This window comes from Pseudomonas sp. GW821-FHT05D12 (assembly GCF_059419825.1).
In genome coordinates this window covers 168,880-189,878 of sequence record NZ_JBWKSN010000005.1, presented here as the reverse complement: position 1 = coordinate 189,878, position 20,999 = coordinate 168,880, and the positions used below count along the sequence as shown (strand labels likewise).

Here is a 20,999-nt window from a genome sequence, read left to right as displayed (position 1 = left end):
GCTGCTGCGCAGCCCAGCGCAAGTCAGCTCGCTCGCCACCGTTGCTCTCAATGCTCCGGCGTGTCCTTGTGGTTATCCAGGGTCTCCAGCAAGGCGACCTGCATGCGCGTATGCACGCGGATGAACCACCGCCAGAGCACGGCCGCCACTGCGGCCGTGACGACGGCGATCAGCACCAGCAACTTGTTGGTCGGCAGAATGCTGGCCGACAAGGCCGCCAATAGCAGGAAGATCACCAGCAGCGACAACAGCGGGATCAGCTCGGCGATCACGCGTCGTACACGCTGGGTGTGCCGCCCGGCCATTTCCGGCTTAACGCTCATCTCTGCCAGCAACATCGACAACGCCTTGAGCTTGCGGTAAGCCGCAATCAGGAACGGCAGCGACAACAGCAGCGCCCCACCCCAGATCAATGCCTTCTGCCAGCTTGGATCACTGATCCACCCCTCCAGATACCCGCCAATGCGCGCCGCGAAGTAACTGCCGGCGAAGAAGATCGCCACCACCAGCGCCAGGTTCACCCCCACTTGCAGGATAATCTTGCGAATCATCGACGCCAGCATCGCGCCCTCACCCTGCGGCTGGATACTGCGCAGCCACTCGCCATACAGGCCAAACACCCGGCTCAGGCGCTTGGGCATCACGGCGGCAATCTTCAACGACAACGGGTCGGCACCGCGAATCAGGTACGGCGTGAGCAACGTGGTGATCGCCGAAACGGCAACCGCCACCGGGTACAGGAAGTCGCTGGTCACCTGCAAGGTCATCCCAAGCGCGGCGATGATGAAGGAAAACTCGCCAATCTGTGACAGGCCCATGCCTACGCGCAGTGAGGTCCGGCCATCATTGCCGGCGATAAACGCGCCCAGGCCGCAGGACAGCATCTTGCCCAGCACCACCGCCACGGTGATGACCGCAATCGGCCAGGCGTATTGCAGCAGGATCTGCGGGTCGATCATCAAGCCAATGGCGACGAAGAAAATAGCGCTGAACATGTCGCGAACCGGCTCGATCAGGCGTTCGATCTTAATCAACTGGCGCGATTCGGCCATGATCGCGCCAATCAGGAACGCGCCCAGCACCATGCTGTATTCCAGCTTGACCACCAGCAGGCAGAAGCCGAAACACAGGCCGAGTACGGTGATCAGCAGCATTTCGTTGCTTTCAAACTTGGCCACGTAGGCCAGCAGGCGCGGCACCAGCAAAATGCCGATGACCAGCGCGACGATCATGAACAGCGAGAGCTTGCCGACCGTGGAGAACACCTCGCCGGAGCTGACCGTGCCACTGACGGCAATACTCGACAGCAAGGCAATGATGCCAATACCGAGGATGTCTTCCACGATCAGCACGCCAAAAATCAGCTGGGCGAAGCGCTGGTTCTTCATCTTCAGGTCATTGAGTGCCTTGACGATGATGGTGGTCGAGGAGATCGCCAGGATTGCGCCGAGGAACAGCGAGTCCATGGTATTCCAGTCGAACCAGCGGCCGATCTCGTAGCCGATCCAGATCATCAGGATGATTTCCAGGAACGCCGCGATAAACGCCGTGGCACCGACCTTGAACAGCTTGCGCAGACTGAATTCCAGGCCCAGGCAGAACATCAGGAAGATCACCCCCAGCTCGGCGAGGGTCTTGATGGTGTCTTCGTCGTGGATCAGGCCGAAGGGCGGCGTATGAGGGCCGATGATGAAGCCGGCGACGATGTACCCCAGCACCACGGGTTGCTTGAGGCGGTGAAACAGGATGGTGACAACCCCGGCCACCAACATGATCACGGCCAGGTCCTGGATAAAGCTGATGGCGTGCATGGCGAGGGGCTCCTTGAGGGTACTGGCGCTCTTCCTGCATCCGTCCGCGCCTTTGAACGGTCGCAAAGAGCGAGAGGAAGAGTCTGCCTTGATCGTAAGAAATGCCCTGAGATGGGCTTTTGAAGGTTAACACCGCGACTTCCGCCGGAAAGCCGGTGCAATATATGGAAACAGATCGGTGCACGCGTGACGGCAAGCCGCCCACCGGCGTCCCGTAAAGGATGGCGCTGCAAAGATTCCAGCACCCGCAGAGGTGCCCCCCAACCAATGCCTACAACCCGTGAGTGTGCTATGGAACCCGGAAACGCCCAGCTGTCGATGACGGTATTGATGACCCCTGACATGGCCAACTTCTCAGGCAATGTCCACGGCGGCACCCTGCTCAAGTACCTCGACGAAGTGGCCTACGCCTGCGCGAGCCGTTATGCCGGTCGCTATGTGGTCACGTTGTCGGTCGACCAGGTGATTTTTCGCGAGCCGATCCATGTCGGCGAATTGGTGACCTTCCTCGCATCGGTCAACTACACCGGCAACACGTCGATGGAAGTGGGCATCAAGGTGGTCACCGAGAACATCCGCGAACGCTCGGTGCGCCATACCAACAGCTGCTTTTTCACCATGGTGGCCGTGGACGATCAGCGCAAACCCGCCGCCGTGCCGCCACTGCAGCCCCACAACAGCGAAGACAAGCGCCGGTTCGTGCAGGCCCAGCAGCGTCGGCAGATTCGCCAGGAGCTGGAGAAGCGCTACCAGGAGATCAAGGCAGACGCCTAGTAAGCGCGAGCGCGCCCACGCCTACAGGTGCCAGCACTTGTCGTAGTGGGCACAGACATCAAAGCGCTGGTCCAACTGGCTCATGCGCTCCATGTGATGGTTGAGCACCTCGATCATCACTGACGTGCGTGTATTGGTGTAGTACGTGGTCATCATCTTGTCGTTGGCCTTGACCCGCTCGCGCGTGGCGAGGTCCGTCGGGTTCAGCCACTGTTGCAGCACAGCGTCCTCGATAAGCGTGAGCCGGAAGCGATAAACCTCCTTGTAGAACCCCAGCGTGCGTGTCTGCTGGGCTGCAGCCTCTTCATTCAACAGTGCGTAGTTCTGGCGATATTGAGCCCAGTAATCCTGCGGCAACGTAAACGATCCCATCGCCACCTTGCGCTTGGCAATCTGCTCCTCAAGGGCTTTGGCGGTCGTCGGTGCTTCGGCCGGGGTATCAGGGTTCATCATTTTGAACAGCTGCACGTTGGTGTCGACGATGGTGTTGATCAACGCTGTGCGCTGGGCGTTTTCGGGCAGCTGCCTGGGGAACATCGGCGTGCTGCCGGCGCATGCCAGCAACGGCGTTTCGAACATTGGCAGTGGCGTACGCGCGTCTTTGCCATTGAACCGTGACAGGCGCCGGAACGTGGTAATGCAGTTGCTCCCGTCGACGTCGAAGGTCACTTCATATTCCTTGCCGGCTTCGGGCGTGAAATTGAACGCCTTGGCGCATACGTAGGAGCCGCCGTTGGTATTGAGTCGCACGAAAAGCGGCTGGCCGGCGGGCAACTTCACTTCCAGCAGGCCACGGGTTTTCGCTGGCGGCGGCACGCTCATGTCGGCGCGGCGCCGGGTATCGGCCATCATGAAGTTGTTGAGCATGCCGGTGGTACGGCCTGCGCAGTGCTGCGCATCGAAGAGGTCGAGCGTGGAATTCTGTGTGTTGGAGATAAAGCGCAGCTTCGCCGCATCAGGTTCGGTGGCGTCCGGGTAGCTGCCGTTGACACTGCAGGCACTGAGCAGCGAGGCCAGGCTCAGCGCGGAAAAAGCCCTAAGGGATGGCGACATGGATCTTCCTTGAAAAGCACAGGGGGACAAGAAGCGCCCGATAGTACCGGACGCTCTTGCCCTGGCTCAATTCGGCAGAGGCCTACAACCCGATGGGCGTGGCCTCGAAACGTACACGCGGATGGGCGATGCGGTCCTGGGCGCGCACCAGCTCCAATTCGTAACTGGCGCAGGCCTGGGTTTCGAGCAGCACTTCATGCACTGCCGCCGCCGTGAATTCGAAGGCCGCCAGCAGGCTGTCGCCGAGCAGCACACGCGCCAGGAACAGCCCGGAGGTCAGGTCGCCGACGCCCACCGGCTGGCGCGGAAACGCCAGCAGCGGCCGGCGCAGGTGCCAGCTGCCATCAGCGGTCACCAGCAGCATCTCGAAACCATCCGGCAACTTGCCGGGGTAATCCAGGTGCTTGACCAGTACCGCCTTCGGCCCGCGCGCCAGCAACGCCTTGGCCATGGCCAGGCAATCGAACAGTGATTGCGGCTTGCGCCCGGCAAAACTGTCCAGTTCCAGCTGGTTGGGGCACAGGAAGTCGGCCATCGCCGCCGCTTCTTCCAGCAGGAAATCGCTGACTTCCTGCGGCACGATGCAGCCTTTTTCCGGATGTCCCATCACCGGGTCGCACAGGTACAGGGCCTTGGGGTTGATGGCCTTGATGCGCGCCACACCGGTGAGGATCGCGCGCCCCTGGTCCGCACTGCCCAGGTAACCGGACAATACCGCGTCGCAGTTGCCCAGCTCGCCGATCGCGGCAATGCCTTCCACCAGCGCCGGAATCTGCTGCGGCGCCAACACTTCTCCCGCCCATTGGCCATACTGGGTGTGGTTGGAGAACTGCACGGTGTTCAGCGGCCAGACATTCACCCCGACCCGCTGCATGGGGAACACGGCAGCGCTGTTTCCGGCGTGGCCAAAGACCACATGAGACTGGATCGCAAGCAGATGAGGTGTGCGTTTCATGCGGGAGATTTCCGTAAAGCCATTGAAATTCTGGCCGCGCAGTATGCGACTAAACGCAGCCTGTACGACAGACCGGCGACACAGTTAAGCTGCTCTCACTTTGTTGGAGTTCTTTGCATGCTGACCCTGGGAAACATCTTCGTGTTGATGCTGCTGGCGACCGCTGCCGCCTGGGTGTGGCACAACCACGGCCTGCGCGAGCGGGCGCTGGAACGGGTCAAGCAGCATTGCGCCAAGCTCGATATCGAGCTGCTCGACGGTGCGGTGGCGCTCAAGCGCATCGGTTTTGTGAAGGATGCCAGTGGTCGGCGACGCCTGGCGCGCATCTACAATTTCGAATTCACCGTGACCGGTGAGACCCGCCATCCGGGGACGATCACCCAGTTCGGCGCCCACAGCGCGCAGATCGAACTGGCGCCCTACCCGTTCGAGATCAAGACGCCATTGCCCAGTGCCAATGTGATCGAGCTGAGCCAATGGCGCGAGGACCACGCGGCCAAGAATCGTCACTGACGGCAGGCCGCGAGCGCCATCTGCAACGCGGCCACGTCCTGTGGTGCGCTGAAAATCAATTCGATCCGCGAGTCGCGGCGCCATTCACTGGGTTGCCAGGCAAGCGAAGCGTTATCCACGGCGTTGGCGGACATCCAGCCTTCGGCGCTGTGGATAACCAGCTTGGCGCGGCGCCATTCCAGGCTTTCCAGCCATCCGGATACACGTACGGCATCGAATTGCTGACTCGGGTGCCAGCGCCAGCCAATGCTCCAACCGCCTTCCTGGGCCTGGCTCAAGCAAATCGGCAGCGTGGGATCGTTCCAGATCGCCGGCAGTTGCGAGAGCCCCTCTGGCACAGCGAAGTTATCCACCGCGGCGGCGGCCTGTGCGCTTAATCCGGGTAGCTGCTGCAGTGGCAACTGGGCCTGGCGGGTCCAGTACACCGGGCAATCCGGCAACTGCCGTTCGACAGCCTGGCACTGCGCGGCATCCAGCGTCTCATCCTTGTTCAATACCAATAGCCCGGCACTGGCCAGCGTTTCCTGCTGCGCCGGTGGCAACGGTTTACCCGCCGCCAGGGCTTGGGCATCGAGTACCAGCACGCAGGGCTGAACCGCCAGCACGTTCTGCCACGGCGCCTGGCGTAATTGCTTGAGCAACTGCGCCGGGTGCCCCAGGCCCGAGGGCTCGATAAACAGCCGATCCGGCTTGGCCTTCCGCAGCAGACGGCCCAGGCCTATCTGGAAAGGTGCACCATTCACACAGCACAAGCAGCCACCGGCGACTTCGCCCAAGGCAATGCCGTCGTCATCCTGGGTCAGCAGCGCAGCGTCCAGGCCGATCTGCCCGAACTCGTTGATCAATACCGCCCAACGCTCGTTGGCCGGGCGTTGCGCGAGCAGGTGCTTGATCAGGCTGGTCTTGCCGGCGCCCAAAGGTCCGGCAATCACGTGGGTGGGAATGTTCTGCAGCATGAGACGCTTCATTCAGACCGTGTAGAACGCTAGATCCTACGCGGTTATGCCAGCCAATCCAGCGTCAGGATCAAGCGGCGTTCATCCGCCTTCAGGGCGGGCGAGCGATGGATCAGGCCATGACCTTCATTGCCATGCCATTTCGTGCCCTTGAGCAAGGCCACCTCGCCGCAGTGAATCTGCTCGATTCGCTCGGTAGGCTCGGCCTCCGGTCGGCTCAGCAGGCGACGGTCCATCACACCTTCGCGCAACCATTGGCTGCCGATCCCGGCATAGGTGGTGATCAGCCGCACCGGCACGTGGTCCACGTGAAAGCGCGGACACATGGCCTTGTCCAACAGGCGCAGGCGCACACCGATTCGCTTGGCACCCAGCAGGCAGGCAAACGCGCTGACCAGCCACGCCACATCAGCGATAAAACCTTCATAGCCTTCAAGATCGCGACAACTGGACGCCAGGCCCTGCAAGTTGGGCGCGGCGTCTTCGCGGCTCAACTCCACGACCAGCGAATCGGCCAACGGCTCATTGAGCGCCACCAGCAACGCGCCGAACTCGGCAATGTGCAGCGGCAACTGGCGCTGCCACAGCGCCAGGTTGACGCCGTCTTCGAGGATGTCGGACAGCGCCAGCGGGGTTTCGCCGCGGGTCTGGCGGATCACCGGGCGCAGGGGAATAACCGGGGCCAGCATCAGGCGGCCGCCTCGTCATACCAAGGGCCAAAGGGATCGTCCAGCAAGCGCCAACCGTCGACGCCCAAGGCCATTTCTTCGTCGGTGAGCAAGCAGGCATCAAGCTCGGCACGCAGGCGCGCGAAGTCGATGTTCTGCCCGATAAACACCAGTTCCTGACGGCAATCGCCAGTGCTCAATTGCCAGTTACCCATGATCGCCGCGACGCTTTCTTCATCCTGGGGCCACTGGCTTTTTGGCACGAAACGCCACCAGCGACCGGCAAAGCCGTGCCGCATCAGGCCGCCGGCCTGGGACCAACTGCCCGCGTCCTGGTGCTTGCTGGCCAGCCAGAAGAAGCCCTTGGAGCGCAGCAGTTTGCCGTTGACCCATGGGCGGCCGATAAAGTCGAAAAAGCGCTGCGGATGCAACGGACGGCGCGCGCGATAGGCGGTGGAGGCGATACCGTACTCTTCGGTTTCCGGCACATGCTCACCGCGCAGTTCCTGCAGCCACCCCGGGGCCTGCGCGGCACGTTCGAAGTCGAACCGGCCGGTATTGAGGATCTTGTGCAGCGGCACTTCACCCATGACCATCGGGATGATTTCCGCCTGGGCGTTCAGGCGCTCGAGAATCGCCATCAGCTCCTCGCGCTCACGGCTGCTGATCAGGTCGATCTTGCTGATCAGGATCACGTCGGCGAATTCGATCTGCTCGATCAGCAGGTCGGTGATCGAGCGCTCGTCTTCCTCGCCAAGGGTTTCGCCGCGTGAAGCCAGGCTTTCGGCGGCCTGGTAGTCGAGCAGGAAATTCATGCCATCAACCACGGTGACCATGGTGTCCAGGCGCGCGATGTCGGCCAGGCTTTGCTCGTTTTCGTCGCGGAAGGTGAACGTTTCGGCCACGGGCAACGGTTCGGAAATGCCGGTGGATTCGATCAGCAGGTAATCGAAGCGACCTTCCTTGGCGAGTTTTCCGACCTCCTCGAGCAAGTCTTCCCTCAAGGTGCAGCAGATGCAGCCGTTGCTCATCTCCACCAGTTTTTCTTCGGACCGGTTGAGGGTGACGTCGCGCTGCACTTCGCTGCCGTCGATATTGATTTCGCTCATGTCATTGACGATCACCGCCACGCGCAGGTTGTCGCGGTTGCGCAGGACGTAGTTGAGCAGCGTGCTTTTACCGGCGCCGAGAAAGCCGGATAACACGGTAACGGGGAGACGATTGGGCATCAGGTAGTCCTCATCAGGGTGGCCGGTCAAATCGCCCGTTTATGGCGTTCGCGCAGCTCTTCACGTTCTTTGGCTTCGATACACAGCGTGGCGGTAGGACGCAGCAGCAGGCGTTGCAGGCCGATGGGCTCGCCCGTTTCGCGGCACCAGCCGTATTCGCCACGGGCCAGCAGTTCGAGGGCGTCGTCGATCTTGTCCAGGAGCTTTTTTTCCCGCTCCAGCAGGCGCAGTTGCCACTGGCGCTGCTCTTCGGCGCTGCCCACATCGGCGGGATCGCTGTTGGTTTCCTGCTCGCGCAGCTGCTGGAACTCGGCATCGATACGCGCTTGCAGTTCATTGCGTTGGACCAGCAACAGCGCACGGAAAAAGCCTTGCTGGGCTTCATTCATGTAGTCGGCGGGTGGCTGGGCCAGGAGGTCTTGTTCAGTCATGGGGAGCGGTTCACGGGTCAGGCTGTGGTTTAATGTTATAGTATAACAATGCAAATAAGCCAATCCCCCTTGCTCGTCACGACGGAGGGCGCAATGCTGGAACCCTCCCTGCCCCGAGAAGCCCTATGAAATATCTGTGGTGCGCCCTGTTATTGGCAGCGGCAGGCCCGGCCTGCGCGCAGACACCGAGCCTGCTGGCCAACTGCACGCGCAGCGCCAACCTGCTGGCATGTGTCGACCCGCTGGGCAATGCCTACAGCGTGGCAACGGTCGGCAGCACCACGTACCTGCGCGGCTTCGAGGTGATCGGCAAACGCTATTGGGCACAGACCAACAGCCGCTATGGGCAGCTGACGTTCTTTACCGGATTGGCCTCGGACGGTGAGGCGTGGGTCGGCTACACACGGCGCGTGGGCTGGACCACCCTCAACCGGTTCTCCAGTTCGGGTGGCGCCAGCGCCAAGTTCACCTGCAGCCGGATAACCGGCTGCTAGGCCTGGGCATCCTTCTGTTCCTGCACCCAGGCCATGTAGCTGTTCATCGGCGGGTTCTTCTGGAAGTACTTCTTCAAACCTTCGAACAAGCCATCGGCAACCGCCTGTTGATGACGCGCGGTGACCAGTCGCGCACTGTCCCGCGCATTCGAGATGAACCCGGTTTCCACCAGGATCGACGGCACGTCCGGTGACTTGAGCACCGCGAAGCCGGCCTGCTCTACGCGTTTCTGATGCAACGAGGTGATGCCTTCCAGGCTGCCCAGGATCGAGTTGCCCAGTTGCAGGCTGGAAGCGATGGTGGCGTTCATCGACATGTCCAGGATCACCCCGGCCAGCATCGGGTCCTTGTCCTTGAGGTTCAGCAGGCTGGTGGCGCCGAGCAGGTCGGCGCCGTTTTCACGTTGCGCCATGAAGCGCGCGGTCGCGGACGTGGCGCCGCCTTCGGACAAGGCATACACCGAAGCGCCCGACGCGGTAATCCGCGGTGCGGCATCCGCGTGCACCGAGATGAACATGTCGGCGTTGTGCTTGTGGGCAATTTCCACGCGCTTGCGCAGCGGCACGAAAAAGTCGTCATTGCGCACCAGCTTCACATCGAAGCCCTTCTCGCGCTTCAGCCGCTTGGCCAACAGCTGGGCGATGGACAGCACCACGTCTTTCTCACGCTGGCCTTTGGAGCCGACGGCGCCGGGGTCCTTGCCGCCGTGGCCGGGGTCGACCACCACGATGATGTCGCGCTTGGGATGAGCCTTGTCCACCGGCGCCACCAACGGCGCAGGCTGCGCCGCGATCTGGCGCGGCGCATGGGTGGCGCCGGTCAGGTCCAGTACCAGCCGGTGCCCTTGGCCGTCCTGGGGCGGCAACAAAAAGCTGTTGAGCTGCATCGGCGCGGCCAGGTCGAGCACGATCCGCGTATCGCCCTTGCCGAAATGCCCGGAGCGAATCGACGTGATCCCGCTGCCCTTGAGCATCAACTGGGAGAAATCCCCACTGAGCCCCGCGCCGCTGAGGTCAATGATCAGGCGCTCGGGTGCGCTCAGCGAAAAGGTCTTGTATTGCACCGGCCCGCTGAGGTCGAACACCAGCCGCAGCTTGTCGTCCGAGCGCCACAGGCGCGCATTGCGAATCTGCGTGGCCGACGCGGTGAAAGGCAAGGTGAACAGCGGGCTGGCCAGAAGCAGGTTTAGGAGCTGACGTCTGTGCATGACAAATACCGCAAATAAAGGAGCGTCCCTGCTCGACATGACTGAAAAAAGGCTGGAGCAGAAAAATCATCGTCGACTCAATAGTTATAATATAACATGTCTTTTTATTTCCAACGATGGACCTGCTCATGAATGCGCTGACTCTGCCGGATATCGCCGCGCAGGCTTCACGCCAAGCCTTGCCACTCGATTGGGTCGGTATGTGCGGTATCGCCTTGCCGATCCTCATCGACGGCCATCGCCTGGCCGCCACCGCCGATGCCGGCGTCAGCCTGGACGATGGCGCCGCCCGTGGTATTCATATGTCACGCCTGTACCTGGCACTGGAAATGCTCGACCAGCAGCCCCTTACGCCGGCACTTCTGCGTAATGTACTGCAGCGTTTTCTCGACAGTCATGAAGGTTTATCTAAGAACGCCTACCTGCGGATCCACACCGATTTGCTGCTCAAACGCCCGGCGTTGGTCAGCCCGCTGGCCGGCTGGAAAAGCTATCCGGTAAGCATCGAAGCGCGTCTGCAAAACCAGATGTTCCACGTGGAACTAAAAATTGACGTTACTTATTCCTCAACTTGCCCTTGCTCGGCCGCCCTCGCCAGGCAATTGATTCAGCAGCAATTTGTTGAAGATTTCGGCAACACGCCTTTGCAACATGAAGACGTCCTCACCTGGCTCGGCAGCGCCAACGGCATTGTTGCCACGCCCCACAGCCAGCGCAGCACTGCGCAGTTGTTGATCGAGCTGGACGGCCAACAGCCCGACTTGCCCATCACCGCGCTGATCGACGACGTCGAGGCGGCCCTCGGCACCGCCGTACAAACCGCTGTAAAACGCGCGGACGAACAAGCCTTCGCCCTGGCCAACGGGCAGAACCTGATGTTCTGCGAAGACGCTGCCCGCCGCCTGAACCTCGCCTTGAAGCGCTCGGATGCCATCAACGCCTTCCACCTGAAAGTGATCCACGCCGAAAGCCTGCACGCGCACGATGCCGTGGCTGAAAGCCGCTGGACGAGACCCTCTGCATGATCACCTGCACCGCTTTGCGCTGGGGCGCCCCCGGCCAACCGCTGACGCCGGCGGTGGATTTCACCTTGGAAAAAGGCAGCCTCACCGGCATCATCGGCGCCAACGGCACCGGCAAGAGCAGCTTGCTCAAAGTCATCGCCGGCCTGCAAAAACCGCTGGCCGGTAAAGTCACCGTGGATGTTCCACGCCGCGGCGGCCTGTCGTTTCTGCCTCAGCAACAGCACCTCGACCGCCAGTTCCCCATCAGCCTGCAAGAGTTGGTTGCCGCCGGTTTCTGGGGCACCCGGCTCACGCCGCCGCAACGCAGCGAACGCCTGCAAGCAGTACTCGAAGACTGGTGCCTCAGCGGCCTTGAACATCGACCGTTGATGGCCTTGTCCGGCGGTGAACTGCAACGCGCCCTGCTCGCTCGCATGAGCCTGGCCGAAGCGCCAGTGTTGCTGCTCGACGAACCCCACGCCGCCCTCGACGAAGAAGGCCAGGCGCTGTGCTGGAAACATGTGCACGCCTGGCACGATGAAGGCCGCACCGTGGTGATCGTTTGTCACGACCTCGCGTCCGTGCGCCACCAAACCCAGCAAGTGGTGCAGATCAAGAGCACCGGCTGCGTGTTCGGGGCCAGTAAAGAGCTGATCCGCCCGCAACCGCACATGCAGGTGGCTTGATGCACTTCGCCGCCCACCTGTGGATGCCCTTCCTCGACTTCGTGTTCATGCGTCGCGCCTTGATTGGCGGCTTGGTACTGGCTTGCAGCACCGCGCCGCTGGGGGTGTTTCTGATCCTGCGGCGCATGAGCCTGATCGGTGACGCCGTTGCCCACGGCATCCTGCCCGGCGCCGCGCTGGGCTTCTGGTTCGCTGGCCTGAGCCTGCCCGCACTGACCATCGGCGGCCTCGGCGCAGGCCTGGGCATGGCCGGCCTGTCGGCGTGGATCACCCGCCGCACCGGCCTGCGCGAAGACGCCAGCCTCGCCGCCATCTACCCGATCTCGCTCGCCGCCGGGGTGCTGATCCTGGGCATCGCCGGCAAGCGCCTGGACCTTTTGCACCTGCTGTTCGGCTCCGCCCTGGCGGTGGATGAAACCACCCTGACCGGCATGCTCTGGGTCTCCGGTTTCAGCCTGCTCGCCATGGCGCTGATCTACAAACCGCTGCTGCTGGACACCCTCGACCCGCTGTTCCTGCAAACCGTCAGCCGCCTCGGCCCACTCGCCCACGGGTTGTTCCTGACCCTGGTGGTACTGAACCTGGTGATCGGCTTCCAGGCTATCGGCGCGTTGATGGTGGTGGGTTTGATGATGTTGCCGGCCATCGCTTCACGTTTCTGGAGCCGGCGCCTGCCGGTGCTGATCGCGGTATCGGCAGTGCTGGGATGCCTGTCGGTGTGGTTTGGCTTGCTGCTGTCGTTCTACTACTCGCTGCCCAGCGGCCCGGCGATCGTGCTGGTGGCTGGCGTCGGGTATTTGCTGTCCGTGGTCTTCGGTACGGTGCACGGCTTGCTGCGCCGCCCGCCCTTGCTGTCATCCCAATGAGGTGTTTCCCGATGCGCGCTCTACTCGTGCTGTTCAGTCTGGTGCTGTCGTTATCGACGGCCCAGGCCGCTGACAAACTCCAGGTGGTTACCAGTTTCAGTATTCTCGATGACATCACCCACCAGATCGGTGGCGATCACATCCAGATCAGCAACATGGTCGGCCCGGATTCCGACGCCCACACCTACGAGCCCACTCCGGACGACGCCAAGGCGCTGCTCAAGGCCAGGCTGATCATCAAGAACGGCCTGGGCTTCGAACCCTGGCTGGACCGCCTGGTGACCAGCACCGAAACCAAGGCCACCGTGGTCACCGCCAGCAAGGGCGTGATTTCCCACACCATGGAAGAAGACGGCGAAACCATCCCCGACCCGCACGCCTGGCACAACCTGGCCAACGCCGAAATCTACGTGAACAACATCACCAAGGCCTTGGTCGCCGCCGACCCGGCCAACAAGGCCGACTACCTGCGCAACAGCCAGGCCTACCTGAAAGAAATCTACCGCCTGCTGGCCGAAGCCAAGACCAAGTTCGGCGCACTGCCGCCGGGCAACCGTCGCATCGTCACCTCCCACGACGCCTTCGGTTACCTGGGCCAGGCCTATGGCATCGAGTTCCTCGCGCCCCAAGGCTTGTCCACCGAGCGTGAACCGTCGGCTGCCGAAGTCGCTGCGCTGATTACCCAGATCCGCAAAGACAAGGTCAAGGCGGTGTTCATGGAAAACATCAAGGACTCGCGCCTGCTCAAGCAGATCGCTGACGAAAGCGGCGCGCAGATCGGCGGCACGCTGTACTCCGATGCCCTGGCCGCCGAAGGCCCGGCCAGCACCTTCACCGGGCTGTTCGAATACAACCTCAACACCCTGTGCGCCGCCCTGGGCAAGCCATGACCGTGAGCATGCTCGAACTGGAAGAGGCTGCCCTCGGCAGCCGCTTTCCACTCGATCCGGTGCTCGATGCCTTGGCGTGGAACAGCGATGGGCTGATTGCCGCCATTGCCCAGCAACACGGCAGCGGCGAGGTATTGATGCTGGCCTGGATGAACCGCCAGGCCCTCACCGAAACCCTGGCCACCGGGCAGGTCTGCTACTGGTCGCGCTCGCGTCGGCAACTGTGGCGCAAAGGCGAGTCGTCCGGCCACTGGCAGCAACTGGTGGAAGCGCGACTCGATTGCGACGGCGACGCGGTGCTGCTGATCGTCGACCAGCAAGGCCCGGCCTGCCACACCGGCCGCCCGACCTGTTTCTACAACGCCATCGACGGTCATTACGTTCACATCATTACGGAGCCCGCTGCATGATCCGCAAGAACCCTTCCGGCGATCTGCCGGTGATTGCCGAATCGGCCTACGTCGACAAGACCGCGATCATCTGCGGCAAGGTCATCATCGGTGAGAACGTGTTCGTCGGCCCCTACGCCGTGATCCGCGCCGACGAAGTCGACGCCAGCGGCGCGATGGACCCGATCACCATCGGCGCCAACTCGAACATCCAGGACGGCGTGGTCATCCACTCCAAGTCCGGCGCGGCGGTGACCATCGGCGAGTTCACCTCGATCGCACACCGCTCCATCGTCCATGGCCCCTGCTCCGTCGGCGACCGTGTGTTCATCGGCTTCAACAGCGTGCTGTTCAATTGCGCCGTGGGCGACGGCTGCGTAGTGCGCCACAACTCGGTGGTCGACGGCCGCGACTTGCCCGCCGCGTTTTACGTGCCCTCTACCACGCGCATCGGGCCAAACACCGACCTGTCGCAATTCCCGCCGGTCAGCATCAGCGCCTCGGAGTTTTCCGAAGACGTGGCGCGTACCAACGTCGACCTGGTGCGCGGCTACAAAGCCTTGCAAAACGAGTTCTGAACCATGAGCCGCCTGCTGATCCGCAACGCCCGCCTGGTGAATGAGGGCCAGGAATTCGACGCCGACGTACTGCTTGCCAACGGCCGCATCGAGAAGATCGCCGCCAGCATCGAGGGCTGCAATGCGCCGGTGGCCATTGACGCCCAAGGCCAGTGGCTGCTGCCGGGCATGATCGATGACCAAGTGCATTTCCGCGAGCCTGGCGCACCGGACAAAGGCAGTTTCTACAGCGAGTCCCGGGCGGCCGTGGCCGGTGGCATCACCAGTTTCATGGACATGCCCAACACCAACCCGGCCACGCTGACCCTGGAAGCCCTGGCCGATAAAAAGCGCCGCGCGGCCCTGCACTCGGTGGCCAACTACGGCTTTCACTTCGGCGTGAGCAACGACAACCTCGACACCGTTGCCGCGCTCGATCCGCGCGAAGTGGCCGGGGTCAAAGTGTTCATGGGCGCCTCCACCGGCAACATGCTGGTAGACGACCCGAAGGTTCTGGAGCGACTGTTTGCCGAGGTGCCCACCCTGCTCCTCGCCCACTGCGAACACACGCCGAGCATCCAGGCCAATGAACAGCGCCTGCGCGAGCGCTTCGGGGACAAGATCCCGGCGGTTGCCCACCCGCTGATCCGCGATGCCGAGGCGTGTTATCGCTCGTCTTCTTTTGCCGTGGAGTTGGCCAGGCGCTTGGGGACGCGCTTGCACGTACTGCACCTGACCAGCGCCCGAGAGTTGGAACTGTTTGAAGACCTGCCCCTCGCGCAAAAGCACATCACGGCGGAAGTCTGCGTGCACCACCTGCTGTTCGATGACCGCGACTATCACCGCCTTGGCCACCAGATCAAATGCAACCCGGCGATCAAGACCCGCGCCGACCGCGACGCCCTGCGCCGGGCCTTGTTGAGTGATCGCCTGGATGTGATTGGCACTGATCATGCGCCGCATACCTGGACGCAAAAGCAGCTGGGGTACCGGGACGCGCCAGCGGGTCTGCCGCTGGTGCAGCACGCGCTGCCGGCGCTGCTGGAATTGGTCGCCGACGGGCTGCTGCCGTTGACCACCCTGGTGGCGAAAACCAGCCACCGCGTCGCCGACTTGTTCGCCATCCCGGATCGGGGTTATTTACGTGAAGGGTATTGGGCCGACCTGGTGCTGATCAAACCCGAACCTGCAGGCAAGCCGGTCAGCGACGAGCCGATCCTGGCCCGCTGCGGCTGGACGCCGTTTGCCGAGCGGCGCTTTCGCCACAGCGTCAGCACCACGTTGGTGTCTGGCCACCTGGCCTGGCACAAAGGCCAGGTGGTCGACAGCTGCCAGGGCTTGCCGCTGCATTTCCTGCGTTAAGCGCGGGGCTTGACCGTACCGCAATCGTTGCCGAGCCACTGCGCATGACTGTCCAGGCTGCCCTTCTGCTGGATGCCGGTGGCATTGAAGGTACCGTTGACGGTGGTGGTGAATTCTTTCTGGCTCTGGAAGGTTGCGACGCCAGTGCCCTGGGCTTTCGGGCAGCTGAAGCGGAATTTCCACTGGTTGCCGGTCTTGTCGGTCACTTCCTGTTTGCAGCCCGATTGCGGGTCGGTCAGCGGGATCGAGTCCGAGGCGACTTGCGCCGGCGTGAGGCACACTTGCACGCCTTTGCCGGCCATGGTGATGCCTTGTTTTTCCAGCATCGCACGCTGTTCGGGGGTCATCTGTTGCTTGAGCTGACCGAGGATCAAGGACAGGTCCGGCAGGTCCTGGTTATCGACTTTCATGTTGCTGGTGGTCAATTCCCACAAGCCCGGCGCCAGCATCTGCGCCTGCGCCGCCACGGGCAGCGACACACCAATAACCATGGCCAAACCAAGCAGACGAGCATTCATCGGGTAACTCCTGGGCAATTGTGGGCGTTAGACGCCGCAAAAGTGCCAGTGTTGCACGGCAAATAAAATAGCGACATTCGCAGCCGTTCATGGTCTGTTAGGCACTGGATTGTCTGGAGTCATGTCGTCCATGGATTTTTTTGGCCCGCACCTGCTCGCCTACTTCATCGCCACGCTGCACTTTCTCGGGACCCTCGCCGCGATCCACGCGGTGCTGACCGTCAGGACCGCCCAAGGCTCGATCGCCTGGGCCTTGTCGCTGATGTTCATGCCCTACCTGACGCTGATTCCCTACCTGATTTTCGGCCGCAGCACCTTCGACGCCTACATCCAGGCGCGGCGCCAGGCCAACCAGGAAATGCACACCGCGATCACCGAGCTGAACTGGCGCCCGTGGGTCGAGGAAGCCCTGGCCGCGCGTAACTCCAGCGCCTACGCCTCGCTGCGCGCCATGCCCAAGTTGGGCCGCATGCCGTGCCTGGCGAACAACGAGGTGCGCCTGCTGATCAATGGCGAGGCTACCTTCAGCGCGATCTTCGACGCCATCCGCCGCGCCAAGACGGCCGTGCTGTTCCAGTTCTTCATCATTCACGACGATGAGTTGGGCCGCCAACTGCACACCTTGCTGACAGCCAAGGCCGCCGAGGGCGTGGATATTCACGTGCTCTACGACCGCATCGGCAGCCACGCCCTGCCCCATCACTATGTGCAATCGCTGCGCGACGCCGGGGTCAAGGTCAAGGCCTTCGCCACCCGCAGCGGCTGGCTCAATCGCTTCCAGGTCAACTTCCGCAACCACCGCAAGATCGTCGTGGTGGATGGCGTCACCGGGTTTGTCGGCGGGCATAACGTCGGCGACGAATACCTCGGCAAAAAGCCGCCGCTGGCGCCGTGGCGCGATACCCATGTGCAGGTCACCGGGCCGGTGGTCGCGTGCCTGCAGGAGTCGTTTGCCGAAGACTGGTTCTGGGCCGCACGCGAGTTGCCGCCGCTGATCCTGCCGGACGCCTACCCCGAAGACGGTGTGCTCTGCCAATTGCTCGCCAGCGGCCCGGCCGACCCGTATGAAACCTGCTCGCTGTTTTTCGTCGAGGCCATCCATGCGGCGACCGAGCGCGTGTGGATCACCAGCCCGTATTTCATCCCTGACGAAGCTGTGTTTGCCGCTCTGCGCCTGGCGGTGCTGCGTGGGGTGGATGTGCGCCTGCTGCTGCCGTCGCGCCCCGACCACCGCATCGTCTACGCCGCGTCCAGCCTGTATGCGATCGAAGCGGTACGCGCCGGGGTTCGTGTATTCCGCTACACGCCGGGCTTTTTGCATCAGAAGGTGGTGTTGGTCGACAGCGAGATCAGCGCCATCGGCAGTGCGAACATGGACAACCGCTCGTTCCGGTTGAATTTCGAAGTGATGTTGCTCACGGTCGACGAAGCCTTCGCCCAGCAAGTGGAACAGATGCTGCTCGACGACTTCGCCCTGGCCCATGAAGTCAGCCAGGAAGAAAGCCGCGAAACCCGCCGCCTGCAACAACTGGGCATGCGGGTCGCGCGGCTTATTTCACCCATTCTCTAGCGATCAATACGCGATCCATGTGGGAGCGGGCTTGCCCGCGAAGGCGGTACATCAGTACTCGATGAGTCACTGATAGAGCGCTTTCGCGAGCAAGCCCGCTCCCACATGTAGATCACCGCAGTTGTCGTGATTGTATTTCAGCGGTAGATATCTTCCCGCGTCCACGGCAGTTCATGGCTGCCATCGGCGTGCGGCTTGACCGCGAGGATCTGGTGCAGATTGATCCAGCCGCGTGCGAACGCATAGGCGCAACCGGCCAGGTACAGCCGCCAGATACGCAGCGCCTGGTCCGGCACCATCTTCGCCGCCGCTTCCAGGTTGTCTTCCAACCGCTCACTCCAGTGGTCCAGCGTGCGCGCGTAATGCAGGCGCAGGCTTTCGACATCGACCACTTCCAGCCCGACCTCACTGATTTCGGCAGTCATCATCGCCAGGTGCGGCAGCTCGCCGTTGGGGAAGACATAACGTTCGATAAAATCACCGGCGCCACGGCCCACAGGTCGACCGTCGGTGTGCTTGGCGGTAATGCCGTGGTTCATCACCAGGCCGCCTTCGCGTACCGCACCGAACAGGGTCTTGCAGTATTCCGCCAGGTTGGCATGACCGACGTGTTCAAACATCCCCACGCTGACCACTTTGTCGAAACGGCCATCCTGGGGCAGGTCGCGGTAATCCAGCAGTTGCAGGTCGACCTGGTCTTCCAGCCCCTCGGCCTTGACCCGTTCCCGGGCCAGCGCCAACTGCTCCTTGCTCAGGGTAATGCCAAATACTTTGACGCCGAACTCCCGCGCGGCATACCGCGCCAACCCGCCCCAACCGCAGCCGACGTCGAGCAGATACTCGCCCGGCTGCAGGCGTAGCTTGCGGCACAGATGGCGGAATTTGTCTTGTTGGGCCTGGTCGATGGACTCGCTGCCGGTTTCGAAATAACCGCAGGAGTACGCCATGTCCTGGTCCAGCCACAGCTGGTAGAACTCGTTGGACAGGTCGTAGTGGTAGGAAATCGCCGCTGCGTCAGTGGCCTTGTCGTGGATCGAGCGCACCGGACGACTCCCCTCGTCGTCATCGATCAGGGCGTGACTCAATTCATCACACACCCGGATCACTTCGCTGATGGAGCCTTCCAGCTCCAGTTTGCCCTCGACAAAGGCTGCGCCCAATGAATCGAGCGTGGGATGGGTGAGCTTGGAGACAACCGTGGGGTCCTTCACCACGATGGTCACACTGGGATCGGGACCCAGGTTGAATTCATGGCCATCCCAGAGTCGAAGACGCAGCGGTAGCTGAAGATTCTGTAAGGCCGGTGGAAGTTGCGCGAGCATGAGTAGTCCCCCCTTGTTTCAGACGTCTGGTGTGAGGGTAGACCATCCGAAGACAAAGTAGGAGGCTATCGATTTGATAGCGTTCTTCTATGGGGCTCGGCGCTCGAGCAAACCGTCCTGGATCCACTGTTTAAGCCACGTGACCGCTTGCAATGGGGCTCCCTCTGCATAAGTGACCTGCAGCTGCTCGCACAGTTCTGAAAAATTCCAGCCGGTGGTCACCATACCGGCCAGCGCGCAGGCTTCTGCCGGCTCCAGGCTGCGGTAATGGCACACATTCTGATGACGCCACACCAGGCAGATGTGCGCCAACGCCTGGCTGGGCGGGAAGGCGGACTCCTCCTTGCTGGCACGCCAGAGCGCCAGCGTATTGAAGTGGCAGAGCAACTGCTGCACCGAGGGCGCCAGACTGACCTGCAGCGCCGGCCAGGCTTCAGGCGGCAACGATGCCATGTCGTCCAGGGTCAGTGGCTGCCCTGATGGCGCATCGAATGCGAGGGTGAAGGCCCATTCCAAGCGCGCCAGCTCGGCCAGCGGCGCACTCTGTTCGGCCACCAGGTGTTCGAGGATAAACCCCGGGAACCGCTCGCCCAGCCAACGCAAACTGTAATGGGCCGACGGATAACGCCGCACGTAGGCCTCGGTCAGCGCGGCGAACTCATCGTCCCCAAGCCAATATCGGATGGCGCCGAAGTCATGCCGCAACACGTCCTGCAGCCGTGACAGGTAGGCGTTGTGATAAATCGCCAGGCCCGTGTCCACGTCCAGCGTCGGCCCACCCAGCAAAGTGGCGGCAAAGCTGCTGTTGGCCAGCGGGGCTTCAGATAACACATGCTGTTCAAACGCCAGCTGCCAATCGGTCAGGCGCATAACGATCTCCGGGCCAGGGCGGTAGCACCCAACGCGCGAGCCTTGTCCAATTCGGTGAGCAACACGTCGAACGGCGGGAAATGATCATCGCGCTCCAACAGCGTCGAGACCGGCCCCAGGTGCTCCAACGTCTGCTGGTACAGCGCCCATACCGGATCACATACCGGTTGGTCATGGGTATCGACGACATAATCGCCGTAGTCCATATGCCCGGCCAGGTGCAGTTGGCGAATGCTCGCAGGCGGCAGGTTGCGGATGAAGGTCCAGGCGTCGAACCCGTGGTTGCGCGAGCTGACGTAGACGTTGTTGACGTCCAGCAGCAATTGGCACCCCGACAAGTGCGTCAGCGCGTTGAGGAATTCCCACTCGGTAAATTCATCGGCCTTCGAGCGCACATAGCTGGAGACGTTTTCCAGCACCAGCGGGCGCTGCAGAACATCCTGCACCTGCCGCACGCGGGCGGCCACGTGGTAAAGGCTTTCTTCGGTGTAGGGCAACGGCAGCAGGTCATGCAGCTGGTGCGCGCTGCCGCGGCTCCAGCACAGATGATCGGAAATCCACGCCGGCTGGATGCGTTCGGCGAGGGCGTGGAGCTGCTTCAGGTAATCGGTATCAAGGGCATGCGGCCCGCCGATGGACAGGGACACGCCGTGCATCACCAGCGGATAACGCTCGGCGATTGCGTCCAGGTAGTACAGGGCTTTGCCGCCCTGCACCAGGTAATTCTCGGAGATCACTTCGAACCAATCCACCGGCGGCGATTGTTCGAGGATCTGCTGGTAGTACTCGCTGCGTAAGCCCAGGCCGTAACCGAGGCTCGCAAGAGAAGTGGGCATAGGACACTCCAAGGTAAAAGTGTCCGCAGCGGTGGGA

General features: G+C 62.2%; 23 protein-coding genes. 11 read left to right on the top strand and 12 right to left on the bottom strand.

Translation table 11 applies throughout. The features are described from left to right. Positions 1–47: 47 nt before the first annotated feature. Positions 48–1,811 (bottom strand): cation:proton antiporter, encoded by a 1,764-nt coding sequence (locus tag AC07SI_RS11200; protein ID WP_065902601.1) that lies wholly within the window; start codon positions 1,809–1,811, stop codon positions 48–50. Positions 1,812–2,102: 291 nt separating this feature from the next. Here AC07SI_RS11200 and AC07SI_RS11195 point away from each other — a divergent pair, with 291 nt between their 5' ends. Further along, positions 2,103–2,585 carry an acyl-CoA thioesterase gene (locus tag AC07SI_RS11195; RefSeq protein WP_065902603.1) on the top strand — a complete coding sequence of 161 codons (483 nt, stop codon included), beginning with the start codon at positions 2,103–2,105 and terminating at the stop codon, positions 2,583–2,585. A 21-nt stretch (positions 2,586–2,606) separates the two neighbouring features. Here AC07SI_RS11195 and AC07SI_RS11190 read toward each other — a convergent pair whose 3' ends face one another. Both AC07SI_RS11190 and pdxY read right to left on the bottom strand, forming a co-directional pair. Then, the gene (locus AC07SI_RS11190; RefSeq protein ID WP_495005737.1) at positions 2,607–3,638 is read right to left on the bottom strand and encodes a hypothetical protein; all 1,032 of its coding nucleotides are present in this window, start codon (positions 3,636–3,638) and stop codon (positions 2,607–2,609) included. An 82-nt stretch (positions 3,639–3,720) separates the two neighbouring features. Then, positions 3,721–4,593 carry a pyridoxal kinase PdxY gene (gene pdxY / locus AC07SI_RS11185; RefSeq protein ID WP_106802254.1) on the bottom strand — a complete coding sequence of 291 codons (873 nt, stop codon included), beginning with the start codon at positions 4,591–4,593 and terminating at the stop codon, positions 3,721–3,723. A 117-nt stretch (positions 4,594–4,710) separates the two neighbouring features. On the opposite strand from pdxY, the gene AC07SI_RS11180 reads away from it, so the two are divergent. Then, positions 4,711–5,106, top strand: coding sequence for a DUF3301 domain-containing protein (locus AC07SI_RS11180; RefSeq protein WP_065902609.1), 396 nt, complete (start codon positions 4,711–4,713; stop codon positions 5,104–5,106). On the opposite strand, the gene AC07SI_RS11175 is transcribed toward AC07SI_RS11180, so the two are convergent. The 4 genes from AC07SI_RS11175 to dksA are packed head-to-tail and all read right to left on the bottom strand — an operon-like array spanning position 5,100 to position 8,390. Further along, entirely contained in the window at positions 5,100–6,062 is a 963-nt protein-coding gene (locus AC07SI_RS11175) for a CobW family GTP-binding protein (RefSeq protein WP_495005736.1), read from the bottom strand. The two genes, AC07SI_RS11180 and AC07SI_RS11175, sit on opposite strands and share 7 nt — an antisense overlap. Positions 6,063–6,106: 44 nt before the next feature. Then, positions 6,107–6,751: a DUF1826 domain-containing protein gene (locus AC07SI_RS11170; RefSeq protein WP_213551855.1), complete on the bottom strand. Its 645-nt coding sequence runs from the start codon at positions 6,749–6,751 to the stop codon at positions 6,107–6,109. Then, positions 6,751–7,959 carry a zinc metallochaperone GTPase ZigA gene (gene zigA / locus AC07SI_RS11165; RefSeq protein WP_495005735.1) on the bottom strand — a complete coding sequence of 403 codons (1,209 nt, stop codon included), beginning with the start codon at positions 7,957–7,959 and terminating at the stop codon, positions 6,751–6,753. The genes AC07SI_RS11170 and zigA overlap by 1 nt, the downstream gene beginning before the upstream one ends. A gap of 26 nt (positions 7,960–7,985) precedes the next feature. After that, a complete protein-coding gene (dksA, locus tag AC07SI_RS11160; RefSeq protein ID WP_315414049.1) occupies positions 7,986–8,390 on the bottom strand; it encodes an RNA polymerase-binding protein DksA in 405 nt (134 codons plus the stop codon). Between the two features lie 125 nt (positions 8,391–8,515). On the opposite strand from dksA, the gene AC07SI_RS11155 reads away from it, so the two are divergent. Continuing rightward, a complete protein-coding gene (locus AC07SI_RS11155) occupies positions 8,516–8,884 on the top strand; it encodes a glutamine synthetase (RefSeq protein WP_065902616.1) in 369 nt (122 codons plus the stop codon). On the opposite strand, the gene AC07SI_RS11150 is transcribed toward AC07SI_RS11155, so the two are convergent. Then, on the bottom strand, positions 8,881–10,092 hold the full coding sequence (locus tag AC07SI_RS11150; RefSeq protein WP_106802248.1) for an N-acetylmuramoyl-L-alanine amidase: 1,212 nt from the start codon (positions 10,090–10,092) through the stop codon (positions 8,881–8,883). The two genes, AC07SI_RS11155 and AC07SI_RS11150, sit on opposite strands and share 4 nt — an antisense overlap. Positions 10,093–10,220: 128 nt before the next feature. On the opposite strand from AC07SI_RS11150, the gene folE2 reads away from it, so the two are divergent. The 7 genes from folE2 to AC07SI_RS11115 are packed head-to-tail and all read left to right on the top strand — an operon-like array spanning position 10,221 to position 15,846. Next, positions 10,221–11,117 (top strand): GTP cyclohydrolase FolE2, encoded by an 897-nt coding sequence (gene folE2 / locus AC07SI_RS11145; protein WP_120450579.1) that lies wholly within the window; start codon positions 10,221–10,223, stop codon positions 11,115–11,117. After that, positions 11,114–11,782 (top strand): metal ABC transporter ATP-binding protein, encoded by a 669-nt coding sequence (locus AC07SI_RS11140; protein ID WP_495005734.1) that lies wholly within the window; start codon positions 11,114–11,116, stop codon positions 11,780–11,782. Before folE2 ends, AC07SI_RS11140 begins: the two co-directional genes overlap by 4 nt. After that, complete coding sequence (locus tag AC07SI_RS11135) at positions 11,782–12,648, top strand: metal ABC transporter permease (RefSeq protein WP_495005733.1); 867 nt, start codon at positions 11,782–11,784, stop codon at positions 12,646–12,648. Before AC07SI_RS11140 ends, AC07SI_RS11135 begins: the two co-directional genes overlap by 1 nt. A gap of 11 nt (positions 12,649–12,659) precedes the next feature. Further along, positions 12,660–13,538, top strand: coding sequence for a metal ABC transporter substrate-binding protein (locus tag AC07SI_RS11130; protein WP_120450584.1), 879 nt, complete (start codon positions 12,660–12,662; stop codon positions 13,536–13,538). Next, positions 13,535–13,948, top strand: a complete 414-nt coding sequence (gene hisI, locus AC07SI_RS11125; RefSeq protein ID WP_065902628.1) for a phosphoribosyl-AMP cyclohydrolase — start codon at positions 13,535–13,537, stop codon at positions 13,946–13,948. The genes AC07SI_RS11130 and hisI overlap by 4 nt, the downstream gene beginning before the upstream one ends. After that, the gene (locus AC07SI_RS11120; protein ID WP_201146195.1) at positions 13,945–14,505 is read left to right on the top strand and encodes a gamma carbonic anhydrase family protein; all 561 of its coding nucleotides are present in this window, start codon (positions 13,945–13,947) and stop codon (positions 14,503–14,505) included. The genes hisI and AC07SI_RS11120 overlap by 4 nt, the downstream gene beginning before the upstream one ends. 3 nt (positions 14,506–14,508) lie before the next feature. Continuing rightward, the gene (locus tag AC07SI_RS11115; RefSeq protein WP_495005732.1) at positions 14,509–15,846 is read left to right on the top strand and encodes a dihydroorotase; all 1,338 of its coding nucleotides are present in this window, start codon (positions 14,509–14,511) and stop codon (positions 15,844–15,846) included. Here AC07SI_RS11115 and AC07SI_RS11110 read toward each other — a convergent pair. Beyond that, positions 15,843–16,364 carry a DUF3617 domain-containing protein gene (locus tag AC07SI_RS11110; protein WP_065902631.1) on the bottom strand — a complete coding sequence of 174 codons (522 nt, stop codon included), beginning with the start codon at positions 16,362–16,364 and terminating at the stop codon, positions 15,843–15,845. The genes AC07SI_RS11115 and AC07SI_RS11110 overlap by 4 nt on opposite strands. Before the next feature lie 130 nt (positions 16,365–16,494). Here AC07SI_RS11110 and cls point away from each other — a divergent pair, with 130 nt between their 5' ends. Next, positions 16,495–17,934 carry a cardiolipin synthase gene (gene cls / locus AC07SI_RS11105; protein ID WP_065902633.1) on the top strand — a complete coding sequence of 480 codons (1,440 nt, stop codon included), beginning with the start codon at positions 16,495–16,497 and terminating at the stop codon, positions 17,932–17,934. 137 nt (positions 17,935–18,071) lie between these two features. On the opposite strand, the gene cfaB is transcribed toward cls, so the two are convergent. The 3 genes from cfaB to bufB form a co-directional block, all read right to left on the bottom strand. Next, positions 18,072–19,256, bottom strand: coding sequence for a C17 cyclopropane fatty acid synthase CfaB (gene cfaB / locus AC07SI_RS11100; RefSeq protein ID WP_065902635.1), 1,185 nt, complete (start codon positions 19,254–19,256; stop codon positions 18,072–18,074). An 87-nt stretch (positions 19,257–19,343) separates the two neighbouring features. Further along, a complete protein-coding gene (locus tag AC07SI_RS11095; RefSeq protein WP_495005731.1) occupies positions 19,344–20,126 on the bottom strand; it encodes an HvfC/BufC family peptide modification chaperone in 783 nt (260 codons plus the stop codon). Beyond that, positions 20,117–20,962 carry an MNIO family bufferin maturase gene (gene bufB / locus AC07SI_RS11090; RefSeq protein WP_065902639.1) on the bottom strand — a complete coding sequence of 282 codons (846 nt, stop codon included), beginning with the start codon at positions 20,960–20,962 and terminating at the stop codon, positions 20,117–20,119. Before bufB ends, AC07SI_RS11095 begins: the two co-directional genes overlap by 10 nt. Between the last annotated feature and the right edge of the window lie 37 nt (positions 20,963–20,999).